Origin of the sequence: Flavobacterium aquidurense, assembly GCF_001404985.1 — a bacterium.
GTDB lineage: Bacteria > Bacteroidota > Bacteroidia > Flavobacteriales > Flavobacteriaceae > Flavobacterium > Flavobacterium aquidurense_B.
The window spans coordinates 1-18200 of the sequence record NZ_JRLF01000004.1 but is presented as its reverse complement, the minus strand read 5'-3'; the positions used below and the strand labels follow the sequence as shown (position 1 = coordinate 18200).

13 protein-coding genes, 2 tRNA genes and 3 rRNA genes are annotated in these 18200 nt (G+C 35.4%); 6 read left to right on the top strand and 12 right to left on the bottom strand.

The genetic code is table 11. The features are described 5' to 3' along the window. The first annotated feature begins 116 nt into the window (after nucleotides 1-116). Complete coding sequence (locus RC62_RS01010; RefSeq protein ID WP_055091722.1) at nucleotides 117-1376, top strand: hypothetical protein; 1260 nt, start codon at nucleotides 117-119, stop codon at nucleotides 1374-1376. A gap of 1 nt (nucleotide 1377) precedes the next feature. Here the strand turns inward: RC62_RS01010 and RC62_RS01005 are convergent, their stop codons facing one another. From RC62_RS01005 to thrS, 12 genes are all read right to left on the bottom strand, one after another. Further along, nucleotides 1378-2184 carry an endonuclease/exonuclease/phosphatase family protein gene (locus RC62_RS01005; RefSeq protein ID WP_055091720.1) on the bottom strand — a complete coding sequence of 269 codons (807 nt, stop codon included), beginning with the start codon at nucleotides 2182-2184 and terminating at the stop codon, nucleotides 1378-1380. Between the two features lie 190 nt (nucleotides 2185-2374). Next, a complete protein-coding gene (locus RC62_RS01000; protein WP_055091717.1) occupies nucleotides 2375-2629 on the bottom strand; it encodes a hypothetical protein in 255 nt (84 codons plus the stop codon). A gap of 100 nt (nucleotides 2630-2729) precedes the next feature. Further along, on the bottom strand, nucleotides 2730-3398 hold the full coding sequence (locus tag RC62_RS00995) for a response regulator transcription factor (protein WP_055091714.1): 669 nt from the start codon (nucleotides 3396-3398) through the stop codon (nucleotides 2730-2732). Between the two features lie 10 nt (nucleotides 3399-3408). After that, nucleotides 3409-3657, bottom strand: a complete 249-nt coding sequence (locus RC62_RS00990) for a hypothetical protein (RefSeq protein WP_055091712.1) — start codon at nucleotides 3655-3657, stop codon at nucleotides 3409-3411. A 4-nt stretch (nucleotides 3658-3661) separates the two neighbouring features. Beyond that, nucleotides 3662-5434 carry a tetratricopeptide repeat-containing sensor histidine kinase gene (locus RC62_RS00985; protein ID WP_055091710.1) on the bottom strand — a complete coding sequence of 591 codons (1773 nt, stop codon included), beginning with the start codon at nucleotides 5432-5434 and terminating at the stop codon, nucleotides 3662-3664. A gap of 3 nt (nucleotides 5435-5437) precedes the next feature. Next, complete coding sequence (locus RC62_RS00980; protein ID WP_157472319.1) at nucleotides 5438-7162, bottom strand: tetratricopeptide repeat-containing sensor histidine kinase; 1725 nt, start codon at nucleotides 7160-7162, stop codon at nucleotides 5438-5440. A gap of 158 nt (nucleotides 7163-7320) precedes the next feature. Then, entirely contained in the window at nucleotides 7321-7755 is a 435-nt protein-coding gene (locus tag RC62_RS00975; RefSeq protein ID WP_055091708.1) for a carboxymuconolactone decarboxylase family protein, read from the bottom strand. A 77-nt stretch (nucleotides 7756-7832) separates the two neighbouring features. Next, nucleotides 7833-8423 (bottom strand): Crp/Fnr family transcriptional regulator, encoded by a 591-nt coding sequence (locus RC62_RS00970; protein ID WP_245176755.1) that lies wholly within the window; start codon nucleotides 8421-8423, stop codon nucleotides 7833-7835. Between the two features lie 135 nt (nucleotides 8424-8558). Beyond that, nucleotides 8559-8903, bottom strand: coding sequence for a 50S ribosomal protein L20 (gene rplT, locus RC62_RS00965; RefSeq protein WP_041515545.1), 345 nt, complete (start codon nucleotides 8901-8903; stop codon nucleotides 8559-8561). Nucleotides 8904-9086: 183 nt separating this feature from the next. Beyond that, the gene (gene rpmI / locus RC62_RS00960) at nucleotides 9087-9284 is read right to left on the bottom strand and encodes a 50S ribosomal protein L35 (protein ID WP_007810722.1); all 198 of its coding nucleotides are present in this window, start codon (nucleotides 9282-9284) and stop codon (nucleotides 9087-9089) included. 92 nt (nucleotides 9285-9376) lie between these two features. Then, nucleotides 9377-9928 (bottom strand): translation initiation factor IF-3, encoded by a 552-nt coding sequence (gene infC / locus RC62_RS22605; RefSeq protein WP_072974136.1) that lies wholly within the window; start codon nucleotides 9926-9928, stop codon nucleotides 9377-9379. A gap of 22 nt (nucleotides 9929-9950) precedes the next feature. After that, nucleotides 9951-11897 carry a threonine--tRNA ligase gene (gene thrS / locus RC62_RS00950; RefSeq protein ID WP_055091705.1) on the bottom strand — a complete coding sequence of 649 codons (1947 nt, stop codon included), beginning with the start codon at nucleotides 11895-11897 and terminating at the stop codon, nucleotides 9951-9953. A gap of 1094 nt (nucleotides 11898-12991) precedes the next feature. On the opposite strand from thrS, the gene RC62_RS00940 reads away from it, so the two are divergent. The 5 genes from RC62_RS00940 (at nucleotide 12992) to rrf (ending at nucleotide 18163) form a co-directional block, all read left to right on the top strand. After that, nucleotides 12992-14505: ribosomal RNA gene (locus tag RC62_RS00940) — 16S ribosomal RNA — on the top strand. A gap of 123 nt (nucleotides 14506-14628) precedes the next feature. Beyond that, nucleotides 14629-14702, top strand: a tRNA-Ile gene (locus RC62_RS00935). 107 nt (nucleotides 14703-14809) lie between these two features. Next, nucleotides 14810-14883, top strand: a tRNA-Ala gene (locus RC62_RS00930). Between the two features lie 147 nt (nucleotides 14884-15030). Continuing rightward, a 23S ribosomal RNA gene (locus tag RC62_RS00925) occupies nucleotides 15031-17914 on the top strand. Nucleotides 17915-18053: 139 nt separating this feature from the next. After that, a 5S ribosomal RNA gene (gene rrf, locus RC62_RS00920) occupies nucleotides 18054-18163 on the top strand. Together the 16S, 23S and 5S rRNA genes with 2 tRNA genes alongside form the textbook arrangement of a ribosomal RNA operon. Nucleotides 18164-18200: the final 37 nt, after the last annotated feature.

Genomic DNA, 18200 nt, shown 5'->3' with positions numbered 1-18200 from the left:
ATAAAAAAAATCTGTCAATAGATAATTCTTTATTTAACTTTTATCCCGCTATAAAAGAGATATATCTATTGTGTTTTTTCATGCTTCCTTTATATCTTTACTAAAATAATTTTCTAATGAATAAATGTTTAGTTTATATTTTCATATTGCTACTTTCATTAAATGCAAAAGCATCGTTTATCTTAATTCCGATGGACGAAACTACACAGCAAAATCATTTAAAAGCATACGGGATAACATATTGGTGTTTAAGTAAAGATTACAAGGCAAGTTGGTTGCTTAATTATCGTGGCGGTTCATTTTTGCTTCCGGATGCAGATGAAATTCGCAAAGAATGCAAGATTCGTGGTGTCAGTTTCGAAATACTTTCGGACAGTGAAGAAGCTTCTATTTTAAACGACATCTCAAGTCCATCTCAAAATATGGAATCTGTTATTCTTGAAAAAGCACCTAAAATTGCAGTTTATACTCCAAAAGGCAAACAACCTTGGGATGATGCTGTAACATTAGTCTTAACTTATGCCGAAATTCCTTTTACACCAATTTACGATGAAGAAGTTTTAAGCGATCAATTATTGCTTTACGATTGGTTACATCTACATCATGAGGATTTTACAGGGCAGTATGGTAAATTTTATGCCGCATATAAAAATACACCCTGGTATATAGATCAAAAAAGAGATGCTGAAGCTCTTGCTGCTAAATTAGGGTATAATAAAGTATCACAAGAAAAAGGTGCAGTAGCAAAAAAAATCAGAGATTTTGTTATTGGTGGAGGATTTATGTTTGCAATGTGTTCTGCAACAGATAGTTTTGATATTGCGCTTTCTGCTGATGGAATTGATATTTGTGAAGCTATGTTTGATGGTGATGCCAGTGAATCTAATTATCAGTCAAAATTAAATTACGGAAATTCATTTGCTTTTAAAGATTTTACATTAGAAAGAAGACCTGAAGTTTATGAGTTTTCTGATATTGATATGACTGCGAAACGCAGAGTACCCATGGAAAAAGATTATTTTTCGTTAATGGAATTCTCAGCAAAGTGGGATCCAATCCCTAGTATGCTATGTCAGAATCATACTCAATTAGTAAAAGGTTTTATGGGACAGACAACTTCGTTTGATACCGCACTAATAAAATCGAATGTGTTAATAATGGGAACGTGTGAACTTAATGGTGAATCAAGATACATTCATGGAGAAAAAGGAAAAGGGATGTTTACATTTTTTGGAGGCCATGATCCTGAAGATTTTCAACATCAGGTTGGAGATCCTCCTACGGTTTTAGATTTACATCCAAATTCTCCGGGATATCGTTTGATTTTGAATAATGTTTTGTTTCCTGCTGCAAGAAAGAAAAAATTAAAAACATAATTTATTTGAAAGAAAACTCAAACCAAATAGGAATATGGTCAGATATTTTTCGTGCTTCTTTTAATGAATTAAAATTTTTATAAAATGGCACTATGCCAGAATGAATATATTCCAGAGAACTTGTCTTGTAAAACATATTATCAAATTCAGACGCTAAACAATTATTGTCTATGCATTTTTGTTTTAACGTAGTTTTTTGATTTTGTAAAATAGGAGCATATCCCATTTTTTTCAGAGGATTGAATACAGTATGCGATTGAGGACAATTAAAATCACCAATAAATACCAAATTTAAATCAGGATATTCAGCTGGTAAAAACTTAAAATATTTGATTTCAGTTTCCGGTTGTTTGTTTTTTGTTATCGCATGAAAATTAACTAAAGTAATCGTCTTCTTGTTTATTTCGAATGTTGCAAAATAAGGCTCTCTGTCAATTTCTAAATTATATTTTTTTTCTAACCACGCATTTCCTTTCAGTTTTACTTTGCTGGTTTTCCAGATAAAAGCATAACGTTCTGTTTTATAACTGCTGCTGCTTGTAGGATTACTAATTGTATAATCCCATTTTGTGCCTTTGGTATTTAATATACCAGCTAATTTAGCCACTGCCTGGGCACCACCATATCCTGCAACCACTTCCTGAATGACTGCAATATCAAAATTGAGAATAGTATTTGCTATGAAATTTAATTCGGGCTCAGATTTCGATTTTCCAAGATTTTCTAAATTCCATGATAGAATTTTAGTTTGTGAAAAAGTAGTAAGTGTAGTAAAAAATAAAAGAAGAAAACTTAGAATATATTTCATGCTGTCTTTAAAAGATCAAATATAAGCATTTCAAAATTTTAGAATAATTGAAGTTATTCAATTTTAATATAAAAAAATAATCATTAGCATAAGTTGCTAAGCAAGATGTAATTAAGGTAGGCACAAATAAAGCTTACTGCAAAGTAATTTTTGCGGATAAATTTTATATTGTTTAGAGTACAGTAGGAAATTAATGCTTTTTATATCTGTTTTTTAATGCAGTTCCTATAATTATGATTTGTAAAACAAGAAGAGCTGGTATAAAGATGATTTTCCAGTCAACTTCTAACCATCCGGTTTTTTCTGAAACAAAAGCAAAGCTTAAGGATAGAAAAAGGCAAAGCAACATCGTTTTCATTATAATTTTATTTTGAGTTGTATTAATTTTTGAGAGCATCATTTGCTGTAAGTTCTTCTTAGAGCTAAGTATGTTTCTGGATTTCATTGGTTAGTTAATAAATTCTACACAAACTTAAATCTATAAAAAGTCATTTCCTTACGGGAATCCGTAAAAAAGTTATAAAATTTACACCATACCATAAAATTTATACCAATCCAAAATCTTTTGCAATCGCAATTAAATGAACATTGTTGTTTGCTTTAAAGTATATTTTTAATTTATTGATTCTTTTTTCGATACTGCTTGTACCATTTGGAGTTATTGAAGAAGATTTAAATTCACTTGAGATACTTTCTAATATATGGCCTTGAGCCAGAAGTTTTAAAATAGAAATATCATAAGACTCAATTTCAATCAGCGCTTTATCATTAAAACTAAAAGATAAATCTGAAGAAAGTATTTTTTCTTCATTTCTAAAAGTTCCTTCAATTGCTTTTCTTAATTCACTAATACTATTCCTTCCTTTAGAAACATAAGCGTTAATGCCTAAATCATAAAAAAGAGATTTTATACGATATGATTTGTCTTCGATAGAGAAAACTATTTTTTTCAATTTAGGCTGAACCCCGTTTGCAGCACCAATAAGTTCTTCTCCGCTTGATAAACTTATATTTCTGTGATCAGTTTTAAATGATAAGTCGGTTATAAGTAAATCATAAGGTTCATTTTCAAGTAATGCTTTTTTAATTTTCAATAAACCATCATCACAATATTTAACATGATCAATGGTAGGAATCTTTAAATCTTCAAGAACTTGAATAACCGCTATACTTATACTATCTAAATCTTCGGCAACTAAAACTTTTTTAAACATATCGTTGTATTTATAAAGGAAAAGAAAAATTTATTCTGAAGCCTTTTTCTGAATTTTTGTCAAAAATAATATTTCCATTTATAGTTTTAATACGGTTTTCCACATTTTGTAGTCCATTTTTGAAATTTGATGTACTATTTTTCGTTCCAACCCCATTGTCATTATAAATTATAGTCAGATTTTTATCAATAATTTTAATATTGTCGCTCACTAAACTTACCTTACTATATTTTTTAATAAAAATAAATCTATTTCTCATTCTTTTAGACAGGAAATTTAATGTAGACCTTAAAACCTTTTTCAGGAGAAGAATCAATATCAATTTTACCTTTTATACTTGAAATTCTATTTTTTATATTCTGCAATCCATTTGTAGCATCTAAATTTTCAAGATTAGCGCCATTACCATTATCTGTATAAGTTACAAGAAACTCTTTGCCTATAATTTTAAATAAAATACCTACTAATGACGCATGGGTATGTTTTTGCATATTAATAAGCAATTCATGTAAAATTCTATAAATAGTAATTTTTTTGTTTCTTTCAATTTTATCAAAAGGAATAGTTTCCAAACCATTTAGTATAATGTTTATTTCATGGGTTTTAAATCCGGAAATCATTTCTTTTAATGCAATACTATAATTTTCATCAGTCACAATTGGACTATTTTCTTTAGAAATATTTCTCGTTCGTGAATAAATAAGATCTAAATTGTTCAATAACTTTTCTTTATTTTCGTCTTTTTCCAGATCGATATTTTCTGCAAAAGTCAAGGTTTGATATATGTCATTAGTGAGTTCATCACTTAATTTTTTTGATATTCGCAATTCACTTTCAGTGATTGCTTTAGTTTTTTCTTTTGTTGCTTTTGATTTTAAATGAAAATAAAGAAATATGATAAAGCCCAGAATAAATACAATTGTAATATACAAAATGATGTTTCGGTTTTTTTGCCTTTCAAGCTCTAATTCATTTTCTGCTTTTTGAGCTTTGAGTTGTAAATTCTCTGTTTTGCTTTGCTTAGAGTCGTATTTAATTGTTAAAAACTGATTTTTAGCTTTTCTTCGGTTTATAATAAGACTGTCAATTATTTTTATATATTCTAAGGAATATTTTTTTAATTCACTGCCTTCACTTTTTTCTATTAATAAAGCGAGACCATTAGCTTTAAATGTTGCTGAATTTACCTTGCACGCACTCATGTATGATTTTTTTGCATACATTTTTGAAAGCTTAGGATTCGTTTTTTCATAAAATGAAGCAAAACAAGTGTAAGTTCCAATTAATTCGAAATCTTCCTTTAATTCAAGTTTTATTTTTAAACTTTCTTTTAAATAATCCAGAGCTTTAGGATTGCCAAGTTTATAATAACAAAAACCCAGGTTATCTAAAAGTACAGAGTAATTATTTATAGTACGCCTGGCATCAGTATCATGTTTGATTTTTTTTGAAAGTAAAGGCAAAATTATATCAACGGCTCTTTGATATTTGCCTTGTGAAGTGTAGATAATCACTATATCATTTAAAATCTCAGATCTCTTAAATGGTTTTTTTGCTAATTTTAAGGCTTTTACATGATAGTAAAGAGCCATATTATTATCATAAGTATTGAAGTAATTGTACGCAGTAAGAGTATAATAGTTTATTTCGTATTTAGGAGTCTTTAATTTTTTTAGATATGGAAGCGTTTTTGTTAATGTTTCTTCACTACCAGTGTAATCGCCAACATTTTGTTGAAGATTTGCTATTGAGATCAAAGAGTAAATATACTTGTTTAAATAATCTAATTTTGGCTCACAAAGTTCTATAGCTTTGTTGTAATAAAAATAAGAACTATCTGTTTGATGATCAAAAAGAAAATCAGCTTTTTCTATGAATTTATTTATTTCAGGTAATTTGTTTTTAGGTTTAGGTTTAGGACTGCTGTTGTTTCCATCAGAATATAATAAATACAAAGATCCTGTTAATGCTAGTAAAATTAGCATTAAGCAGGTAAGAATGACTTTATTTTTCAATGGATAACTAGTCTTTTTCATTTTTTACAAGGGAAATTCAAAAAAGACTTTAAATCCTTTTTTAGGAGCTGTATGAATATCAATCTTTCCTTTTATGGCTAGAATTCTGTTTTCTGCATTATGAAGTCCATTTCTAAATGTAATATTATTTAAATCAATACCCTTTCCGTTATCTGTATAATTGACAATAATACTTTTATATGTGGCTTTAAATGTAATAGAAACTAAAGTAGCATCACTGTGTTTTTTCATATTTACAAGTAATTCCTGTAGTACTCTGTAAACAGTTATTTTTTTATTCTTATCAATTTTATCCCATGATATAGTATCTATATTATTTACTAAAAGATAAAGATGCGGAGTATTAAATCCTGCAATCATTTCTTCTAAGTAAAATATATATTTTTCTGAAGTAATAATTGGGTTATTTTCTTTTGATATATCACGTGTTCTTGAATATATAGCATCAAGATTGTTTATTAAATGCTCTCTGTTTTCGACCAGAGAAAGGTTTTTGTTTTCTGCAAACGCCATCGTATGATAAATATCGTTCGCAAGTTCATCATGTAATTTTTTTGCAATGCGTGTTTCACTATTATAAGTAGCTTCAATTTTTTCTTTATTGCCTCTGGATGTTAAGTAAAAATAGAGAACTAAAATAAGGCTAAGAGTGAATATAATGATGATGTATGAAATAATATTTCTATTTTTTTGTTTTTCAATCTGAAGTTGATTTTCTACTTTGTGAGTTTTAAGTTTTAGATTTTCATCCCTGTCTTTTTTAGAATCGTATTTAATTTTAGCAAATTGATTTTTTGCTTTTTGTCGAACTTCAAATATACTATCGACTAGATTTACATAAATTACAGAATATTTTTTCAATTCTCGATCAGAACTATTTGTGATCAATAGTTTTAAGGACTCCATCCTTTCGTCTACACTATTACTAATGGTAAATTGCGTATAACTAGAAAGCATATATTTCTTTGCCAGCGAGGGATTTCTTTTTTCGTAATATTTTGCAAAGTGAAAATAACTTTTTCCTAAGTCGAAAGTTTTTTTTCCCTTTTGTCTTATTTCAAGACCTTTATTAAAATAACGAATTGCATTTTCTGAATCATTAATTTTAAAATAACAAAACCCTGTATTGTCAAGTACCTTAGAATGAAACTCATCATCACTGGTAACTTCTTTTTTTGATAATAACCGAAGAAAAATTTCAAGCGATTCATGATATTTTTCTTCCTCGATCAATATAATTGCAATATTATTTTCTGCAGCTAATTTTTGCCATGGTTTTGATTTTAACTCAAAAGCTTTTTGATTGTATAAGATTGCCTTTTTATAATCGTAGGTATTTAAAAAGTTTATACTTAAAGTGATATAAGTATTCCATGCATATTCCGGATTCTTTATATATTTTAAATAAGGGATTGCTTCAGTAACAGTAGATTCACTTCCAGTATAATCTCCTTGATTTTGTTGGATCTCAGCCATTCGGTTTACTGTGCTGACAAAATTTTCAGAATCTGTTATAGGATTACAAATGAACTTTACTTTATTGTAATAGTAAAATGCACTGTCAAAATTTTTATTGTTATAAAAACGATCGGCTACTATAATAAGTTTTTTAACTTCTGTTTTATTGTTTGGAATTATAATTATATCATCATTATTTTTTTGGCATGAAAGTAAAATAAAAATTGCAAAAATAATATATAGATAAATTTGTAATCTGTTTGGTATCATGCTCCAAAAGTATAGAATTTAAATATTTAAGAAAAGTAATAAATACACTAATTTGGTTATTTATTTTAGTTTTACAATCAAATCCTAATTTTAATTAAACACAAAGAAGCCCTTAAACTGTTTAAGGGCTTTTTTAATTATTAGTATTGTACTTGATCTTATACAGCTCTCATTCCTGTTGCTATTGCTAATCTGTTCCATGAATTTATGGTTATTATAAGCAAGATAATTTCAGCAAGGTATTTTTCATCAAATAAACGAGCTGCGTTTTCATATACCTCTTCAGATACATGATTACTAATCATCGTAATTTCTTCAGTCAAAGCTAAAATTGCTTTTTCTTCTTCAGTATAAACATCAGCTTCACGCCATGCACTCAATAAGTAAATGCGTTTTTCAGTCTCGCCATATTTTCTGGCATCAGCAGTATGCATGTTGATGCAAAAAGCACAACCATTTAATTGTGAAGCGCGAATTTTTATTAGTTCTTTCTGTATTGGAGTAACTGAAGTAGTTGCGTTATACTTTTCTAAATTCATTAAAGCTTCATAAGCTTCCGGAGCCACCTTTTGAATAACAATTCTTGATTTCATTTTATTTATTTTTAAAGTTTGATACAAAGGTCACGGATATCTGCTTTAAAAAACTTGAAGTACTTCAAGAAATTACACTAGATCTTGCCAGCTCTAATTTTACTCATAAACTCTGCCGAGAAATCCAGATAGGAGGCAAGCATGTATTGCGGAACACGTTGTACGAATTCGGGATGTAAACCATTAAAATGATGATATCTTTCTTCAGCCGACATTGTAAATAAAAATTTGATTCTCATTTGTGCTGCACCAAAAGATTTCTGGGCAACAATTCTAAAATAGCGTTCCAGTTTTGGAATTTGAATAAGTAGAGTTTCTAAAGTTGATTTTTCAATAGTAATAACTTCCGATTTCTCAACAGCCTGAATATAGAAATGAGATGGAATATCATTATGGTAACTTAGGTAATCTGTAATCCACCAGTTTTCAATGCCAAATTGAAGTGTTTGTTCAATTCCTTTATCGTTTATAATATATTGTCTCATGCAGCCTTCGATGATGAAATAAAGGATGTTACATATTTGACCTTCTTGTAATACAAGCTCTTTCTTTTTTATTGTAGAAACATTCAAGCATGATTCTAGTATTTCAATCTCGCAAGGTTCTAATGTGACAATCTTTTCAATATGTCTAAAAAGTGCTTTATACATGTTTGTATTTTTATTCATTTACAAATGTACTTTTTAAAATCAATTCTCAAAAGTAACAACTTGTAGAGACGCGTATAAAAACAAAAAACCATCCGCCGTGGCGAATGGTTTTTCTATGATAAGTAAGTAATCTAAATTTAGTTTATAAAACGTTTATTTTACTTTATTAAGTATTGCTTTGAAAGCTTCAGGGTGATTCATTGCTAAATCTGCAAGAACTTTACGGTTCAATTCGATTCCGTTAGCTTTTACTTTACCCATGAATTGAGAATAAGACATTCCTTCCAATCTAGCTCCAGCGTTGATACGTTGAATCCATAATGCACGGAAATTTCTTTTGTTTTGTTTTCTATCGCGGTAAGCGTAGCACATTGCTTTCTCTACTGCATTCTTAGCAACTGTCCAAACGTTTTTACGTCTACCAAAGAAACCTTTGGCTTGCTTCATTATTTTTTTTCTTCTTGCTCTTTTAGCAACTGAATTTACTGCTCTTGGCATAATTTTAATGTGTTTTTGTAGCAGGCGTCCTGAATTAAATCAAAGGAACTTAAAAGCCATACTCCAAGGTTATTTTTAAATAATTTTTTTAACCTAAAGAAAATCTTTAGTCAAAGGTTTGAAAGTCAAATGTCAAAAGTTTAAAACTTTGCAACCTTAAGACTTTACAACTTTAGACTTATATTAGATAATTCTTAATTGTTGTTTGATGCTTTTCATATCTGTAGAGTGAACTAGCGCTGAGTGTGTCAAAGCTAATTTACGTTTCTTAGATTTTTTAGTCAAGATGTGACTTTTAAAAGCATGCTTTCTTTTAATCTTTCCAGAACCAGTAACTTTAAAACGTTTCTTGGCGCTAGATTTTGTTTTCATTTTAGGCATTTTTCCTAGTGTTTTAATTTATTCTTACTTACTTATTTTTTTTGTTTCAAGTTTAAGGTTTCAAGTTCTTACTGAATACTTAAAACTGAACACTATTTCTTCTTCTTCGGAGCAATGAACATGATCATTCTCTTTCCTTCTAAAACTGGCATAGCTTCTACTTTACCATGCTCTTCTAAATCTGTAGCCAAACGTAATAATAAAATTTGTCCTTGATCTTTATAGATAATTGAACGTCCTTTAAAGAAAACGAATGCTTTTAATTTAGCACCTTCTTTCAGGAATTTCTCAGCATTCTTTCTTTTAAATTCGTAATCATGCTCATCCGTTTGAGGACCAAATCTAATTTCTTTTACGACAACCTGCGTAGACTTAGCTTTTAATACCTTATCACGTTTCTTTTGTTCGTAAACAAATTTCTTGTAATCCATGATTTTACAAACCGGCGGCTCAGCATTTGGCGAAATCTCAACTAAATCTAATTCGAATTGATCTGCTAAACGTAAAGCTTCAGCAAGCTTAAATACACCTGGTTCGATGTTCTCGCCTACTAATCTTACTTCTTGTACACCACGAATATTGTTATTTATTCTGTGTGCATCTTTTTTTTCTACTCGAGGTTGGTAACCTCTGTTGCTTCTTATTGCTATGACTTTATAATTTAAGTTAAACTGTAAAAACTTTTAATGTCTTTTTTATTTCTTCGTTTACAATAGCGACAAATTCATCAATTGTAACTGTAATATTCCCTTTTCCTTCTTGACCGTGACGACGGATAGAAATAGTTCCGTTTTTCTCCTCTTCCTCACCTACAATAAGCATAAATGGTATTTTCTGCATTTCAGCATCTCTAATTTTCTTACCAATAGTCTCACTTCGGTTGTCAATTAGGGCGCGAATTTCGTGATTTTCTAGCAAATCTAAAACTTTTTTAGCATATATTTCGTATTTCTCGCTCAAAGACAAGATTATAGCCTGTTCCGGCATTAGCCAAAGTGGGAAATTTCCCGCAGTGTGTTCTAGTAAAATTGCGATAAAACGTTCCATAGATCCAAAAGGAGCTCTGTGAATCATAACAGGGCGATGTAATTCATTATCAGCACCTTTGTAAGTCAATTCAAAACGTTCAGGAAGGTTGTAATCAACCTGAATAGTTCCCAATTGCCATTGTCTTCCTAGAGCATCTTTAACCATAAAGTCAAGCTTAGGACCATAGAAAGCAGCTTCGCCATATTCTACAACGGTATTAAGACCTTTATCGGCTGCGGCATTAATGATAGCATTCTCTGCTTTCTCCCAATTTTCGTCAGTACCAATATATTTATCTCTGTTCTCCTTATCTCTCAATGAAATTTGAGCTGTAAAGTCTTCGAAACCTAGCGAACCAAATACATAAAGTACCAGGTCAATTACCTTTTTGAATTCCTCATCTAATTGCTCCGGAGTACAAAAAATATGCGCATCATCCTGAGTAAACCCTCTAACACGAGTTAAACCATGTAACTCACCAGATTGCTCATATCTATATACAGTACCAAATTCAGCATAACGCTTAGGTAAATCTTTATACGACCAAGGTCTTACATTGTAAATCTCACAGTGATGAGGACAGTTCATAGGTTTCAATAAAAACTCTTCACCTTCAGCAGGAGTATGTATGGGCTGAAAACTATCAGCGCCATATTTTGCATAATGTCCAGAAGTAACATAAAGTTCTTTTTGGCCAATATGAGGAGTAACAACTTGTTCGTAACCGGCTTTCTTTTGGGCTTTCTTTAAAAATTGCTCTAAACGATCTCTAAGTGCAGCGCCTTTAGGTAACCATAAAGGTAGACCTTGTCCCACTTTCTGAGAGAAAGCAAATAATTCAAGTTCCTTACCTAATTTACGGTGATCGCGACGTTTAGCCTCTTCAAGAAGTTCAAGATATTCAGTTAAGTCTTTTTGTTTAGGGAAAGAAGTTCCGTAAACACGAGTCAACTGTTTGTTCTTCTCGTCACCTCTCCAGTAAGCACCAGCAACGCTCATGATTTTGAAAGCTTTGATGATTCCGGTATTTGGGATATGTCCACCTCTACATAAATCAGTAAAAGTAGCATGATCGCAAAAAGTAATAGTTCCGTCTTCAAGATTCGAAATCAATTCAGTCTTGTAAACATTGTCTTTGTATAATTCTAAAGCATCCGCTTTACTAACCGGGCGCATTTTAAACTCATGTTTTCCTCTCGAAATTTCAAGAACACGATCCTCAATCTTTTTAAAGTCAGCGTCAGTAATCTTTTGATCTTCAAAATCTACATCATAATAGAAACCGTTAGAAATTGCTGGTCCAAGAGTTAGCTTAATTCCGGGAAACAATTCCTCAAGCGCTTGAGCCATTACGTGCGAAGTCGAATGCCAGAAAGCTTTTTTTCCTTCTGCATCATTCCATGTATATAAAATAAGACTACCGTCGGTCGTCAATGGAGTTTCGGTTTCTATTGTTGTACCATTAAAAGAAGCAGAAATCACATTTCTTGCAAATCCTTCACTAATGCTCTTAGCAACCTCCATCGGAGTTACGCCTGAAGCAAACTCTCTAATTGACCCGTCGGGTAAAGTAATCTTAATCATTGTTTATAATTTTGTGAATGCAAATATAACGCATTACAAAAATACATACAATACATATATTCATGTTTATATTATAATATATAAGAAGAATTCAAATCTTAATATTCATGCTGATCTTTATACCTATATATAAGGATAGATTTCGGTTGCAATAGAAAGTGTGTTCTATTCGTCCGGCTAAGCAAATTAAAGCTTTTGGAATTTAAGGATTAGGAGCTATTTCCTGCTCCCGAAGCCTCTGGACCGGCATAAAAGGATTTCCACTACTATCAGGGCTAGGGAAGTTGTTCTTATAAGAATTGTATCTCTGTATAAGTATAAGGTATAACTTTTGTATTATTACCGAAAGCGCAAAACAATTCAAACCAATCAACCCAAATCCTGACATATGGTGTAAATAGGACAAAACAGTTAAAAGGATATAAAATTGATATTGAAAAGTAATCGTTAAAGGATGATAAAGCTGTGAAATCCCTAAAAGCGGGAGTTTTTAAAAGCGCTGGATTGCGAAAAAGCCATTTGGTTTAGGAAAATCCCTATAAAGTTAAAAAAAGAGTGTTTTGTAAGTTTGGTGTTATCAGTATGTTAAGGAAAAGTTTTAAAAAACATTGAAATTATACAATAAAAAAGCTTGTAAATGTAAATAAAGGGTCTACTTTTGCACCCGCAACAGCGATAGACGTTCACAGAAATACCGGCAAGCTAAAGAGATCAAAACGGGAATTTATTTTCAAAAAAAGATTAAAAAAAGCTTGTGGGAATTGAAAGAAAGTTTTAAGTTTGCACCCCGCAAAACACGGAAAGTTCATTGATAGGTTGGCAGATAAAGAGAAGAAAAACGAAATGAAAATTTTCAAAAAAAACTTCAAAAAACATTTGCCAGTTAGAAATAAGTTTTCTACTTTTGCACCCGCTTTGCAACACAAGCGAAACAAAAAAAAGAAACACGTTCGTAGACATATTGAATTGACAGCCGTTTTAACAGAGATGTTAAAACAAAAGAATAAAGAGTAAGATAATCGAGAGATTGAAAAGAACCGATAGAGACTGATTCGAATAACAATACGATCTTGAGTAATTAAGATCAACAATATACGATGAAGAGTTTGATCCTGGCTCAGGATGAACGCTAGCGGCAGGCTTAACACATGCAAGTCGAGGGGTATGCTTCTTCGGAAGTAGAGACCGGCGCACGGGTGCGTAACGCGTATGCAATCTACCTTTTACAGAGGGATAGCCCAGAGAAATTTGGATTAATACCTCATAGTATTATGAAATGGCATCATTTTATAATTAAAGTCACAACGGTAAAAGATGAGCATGCGTCCCATTAGCTAGTTGGTAAGGTAACGGCTTACCAAGGCTACGATGGGTAGGGGTCCTGAGAGGGAGATCCCCCACACTGGTACTGAGACACGGACCAGACTCCTACGGGAGGCAGCAGTGAGGAATATTGGACAATGGGCGCAAGCCTGATCCAGCCATGCCGCGTGCAGGATGACGGTCCTATGGATTGTAAACTGCTTTTATACGAGAAGAAACACTGCTACGTGTAGCAGCTTGACGGTATCGTAAGAATAAGGATCGGCTAACTCCGTGCCAGCAGCCGCGGTAATACGGAGGATCCAAGCGTTATCCGGAATCATTGGGTTTAAAGGGTCCGTAGGCGGTTTAATAAGTCAGTGGTGAAAGCCCATCGCTCAACGGTGGAACGGCCATTGATACTGTTAAACTTGAATTATTAGGAAGTAACTAGAATATGTAGTGTAGCGGTGAAATGCTTAGAGATTACATGGAATACCAATTGCGAAGGCAGGTTACTACTAATGGATTGACGCTGATGGACGAAAGCGTGGGTAGCGAACAGGATTAGATACCCTGGTAGTCCACGCCGTAAACGATGGATACTAGCTGTTGGGAGCAATCTCAGTGGCTAAGCGAAAGTGATAAGTATCCCACCTGGGGAGTACGTTCGCAAGAATGAAACTCAAAGGAATTGACGGGGGCCCGCACAAGCGGTGGAGCATGTGGTTTAATTCGATGATACGCGAGGAACCTTACCAAGGCTTAAATGTAGATTGACCGTTTTGGAAACAGAACTTTCGCAAGACAATTTACAAGGTGCTGCATGGTTGTCGTCAGCTCGTGCCGTGAGGTGTCAGGTTAAGTCCTATAACGAGCGCAACCCCTGTTGTTAGTTGCCAGCGAGTCATGTCGGGAACTCTAACAAGACTGCCAGTGCAAACTGTGAGGAAGGTGGGGATGACGTCAAATCATCACGGCCCTTACGCCTTGGGCTACACACGTGCTACAATGGCCGGTACAGAGAGCAGCCACTGGGCGACCAGGAGCGAATCTATAAAACCGGTCACAGTTCGGATCGGAGTCTGCAACTCGACTCCGTGAAGCTGGAATCGCTAGTAATCGGATATCAGCCATGATCCGGTGAATACGTTCCCGGGCCTTGTACACACCGCCCGTCAAGCCATGGAAGCTGGGGGTGCCTGAAGTCGGTGACCGCAAGGAGCTGCCTAGGGTAAAACTGGTAACTAGGGCTAAGTCGTAACAAGGTAGCCGTACCGGAAGGTGCGGCTGGAACACCTCCTTTCTAGAGCCCTGAGTGTTAGTGGAAACACACGCTGGGGAAAAAAGAAGAAGCTTTATGGGATTATAATTTTAAGGCTATTTTACTCTTGCTGTTAGTTCAAATAATAAATTTTAAGTAAAACAGAGTCTCGTAGCTCAGCTGGTTAGAGTACTACACTGATAATGTAGGGGTCGGCAGTTCGAGTCTGCCCGGGACTACTATTTAACTTAAAAAAAGGAAATTCTGGAAGTTGGAATTCACCAAAGAAATTAGAGAAGAATTAGAAATCTAAAATCTGAATTCTATAATCTAAGATTTAAGAAATGGGGGATTAGCTCAGCTGGCTAGAGCGCCTGCCTTGCACGCAGGAGGTCAACGGTTCGACTCCGTTATTCTCCACTGATTTACTATAAATATAGTAAATAAAAGTTCATTGACATATTGAGATAAGAAAATAATAAAAAGTAGAAAGCGTTTTTTGTTATAGTAGTAATACAAATAATAAAAGACAAAAAAAAACGGTCATAATTGATTTTATGATTGGTACAATAAGCAAAATAAGGGCGTATGGGGGATGCCTTGGCTCTCAGAGGCGATGAAAGGCGTGATAAGCTGCGAAAAGCTGCGGGGACGGGCACACACCGATTGATCCGCAGATACCTGAATGGGGCAACCCACTATGTTGAAGACATAGTACACCGATAGGTGGGCAAACCCGCTGAACTGAAACATCTAAGTAGGCGGAGGAGAAGAAAACAAAAGTGATTCCGTAAGTAGTGGCGAGCGAACGCGGATTAGCCCAAACCAATGTTGTTACGGCAATGTTGGGGTTGTAGGACCACGACATTTTATGTACAAGGAACCGGAAGTTACTGGAAAGTGACACCATAGAGGGTGATAGTCCCGTATGGGTAACGAGTATAATAGATAGTGGTATCCTGAGTAGGGCGGGGCACGTGAAACCCTGTCTGAATTTGGCGGGACCATCCGCTAAGGCTAAATACTCCTGAGAGACCGATAGTGAACCAGTACCGTGAGGGAAAGGTGAAAAGAACCGTGAATAACGGAGTGAAATAGATCCTGAAACCATACGCTTACAAGCGGTCGGAGCCCTTTCGTGGGGTGACGGCGTGCCTTTTGCATAATGAGCCTACGAGTTAACGTTGCTGGCAAGGTTAAGTGGTTAAGCCACGGATCCGTAGCGAAAGCGAGTCTGAATAGGGCGCTTTAGTCAGTAGTGTTAGACGCGAAACCGTGTGATCTACCCATGGGCAGGTTGAAGCTGTGGTAACACACAGTGGAGGACCGAACCGGTTGACGTTGAAAAGTCTTCGGATGACCTGTGGGTAGGGGTGAAAGGCCAATCAAACTCGGAAATAGCTCGTACTCCCCGAAATGCATTTAGGTGCAGCGCTGTGCATAAAGTTATATAGAGGTAGAGCTACTGATTGGATGCGGGGGCTTCACCGCCTACCAATTCCTGACAAACTCCGAATGCTATATAATGTTTCACAGCAGTGAGGGCTTGGGTGCTAAGGTCCAAGTCCGAGAGGGAAAGAACCCAGACCATCAGCTAAGGTCCCCAAATATATACTAAGTTGAAAGAACGAGGTTTGTCTGCCCAGACAGCTAGGATGTTGGCTTGGAAGCAGCCATTCATTTAAAGAGTGCGTAACAGCTCACTAGTCGAGCGGACGAGCATGGATAATAATCGGGCATAAGTATATTACCGAAGCTATGGATTTAGAGTTTACTCTAAGTGGTAGGGGAGCATTCTAACAGGGTTGAAGGTGTATCGTAAGGTATGCTGGACTGGTTAGAAAAGAAAATGTAGGCATAAGTAACGATAATGCGGGCGAGAAACCCGCACACCGAAAAACTAAGGTTTCCACAGCTATGCTAATCAGCTGTGGGTTAGTCTGGTCCTAAGGCGAACCCGAAAGGGACAGTCGATGGCTAACGGGTTAATATTCCCGTACTACTAATTACTGTGATGGGGTGACGGAGTGATGAAAGCGCCGCGAACTGACGGAATAGTTCGTTGAAGTACCTACCTATAAGATGCGCAGGCAAATCCACGCGTCTTGGGGAAATACGATAGTACTCGGAGTCTTCGGACAAAGAGATAGTGCGCCTAAGGGCTTCCAAGAAAAACCTCTAAACTTCAGGTAATTAGTACCAGTACCGTAAACCGACACAGGTAGTTGAGGAGAGAATCCTAAGGTGCTCGAGAGATTCATGGCTAAGGAATTAGGCAAAATAGACCTGTAACTTCGGGAGAAAGGTCGCCCCCAGCAATGGGGGCCGCAGTGAAGAGGTCCAGGCGACTGTTTATCAAAAACACAGGGCTCTGCAAAATCGTAAGATGAAGTATAGGGCCTGACACCTGCCCGGTGCTGGAAGGTTAAGAGGAGATGTTATCTTCGGAGAAGCATTGAATTGAAGCCCCAGTAAACGGCGGCCGTAACTATAACGGTCCTAAGGTAGCGAAATTCCTTGTCGGGTAAGTTCCGACCTGCACGAATGGTGTAACGATCTGGACACTGTCTCAGCCATGAGCTCGGTGAAATTGTAGTAACGGTGAAGATGCCGTTTACCCGCAGTGGGACGAAAAGACCCTGTGCACCTTTACTATAGCTTAGTATTGACCTTGGATAAATGATGTGTAGGATAGGTTGGAGACTGTGAAGTGGCGTCGCCAGGCGTTGTGGAGTCATTGTTGAAATACAACCCTTTGTTTATCTGAGGCCTAACCCCGAGTATCGGGGGACATTGCTTGGTGGGTAGTTTGACTGGGGTGGTCGCCTCCAAAAGAGTAACGGAGGCTTCTAAAGGTTCCCTCAGTACGCTTGGTAACCGTGCGTAGAGTGCAATGGCATAAGGGAGCTTGACTGAGAGACATACAGGTCGATCAGGTACGAAAGTAGAGCATAGTGATCCGGTGGTTCCGCATGGAAGGGCCATCGCTCAAAGGATAAAAGGTACGCCGGGGATAACAGGCTGATCTCCCCCAAGAGCTCATATCGACGGGGGGGTTTGGCACCTCGATGTCGGCTCGTCACATCCTGGGGCTGGAGAAGGTCCCAAGGGTTGGGCTGTTCGCCCATTAAAGTGGCACGCGAGCTGGGTTCAGAACGTCGTGAGACAGTTCGGTCTCTATCTACTGTGGGCGTTAGAAATTTGAGTGGATCTGATTCTAGTACGAGAGGACCGAATTGGACAAACCTCTAGTGTATCTGTTGTCCCGCCAGGGGCACCGCAGAGTAGCTACGTTTGGAAGGGATAAGCGCTGAAAGCATATAAGCGCGAAACCCACCACAAGATGAGATTTCTTTTAAGGATCGTGGAAGATGACCACGTTGATAGGCTATAGATGTAAAGGCAGTAATGTCATAGTCGAGTAGTACTAATAATCCGTAAGCTTATGTACACCCTTTTCTCCCCGATGCAAATCGGGGAGAAGAAACTTTCTAAAAATAATAAATAAAAATACTTTTCTTTATCTCAGTATGTTAAGATATTATGTAATGTTGATCAGTTAATCTGGTTACCCATTGCAAAAACGACCTTAAGGTGGTTATTGCGGCGGGGCTCACCTCTTCCCATCCCGAACAGAGTAGTTAAGCCCGCCTGCGCAGATGGTACTGCAGTTATGTGGGAGAGTATGTCGTCGCCTTTCTTTTTAAAACCCTGTTTCGAAAGAATCAGGGTTTTTT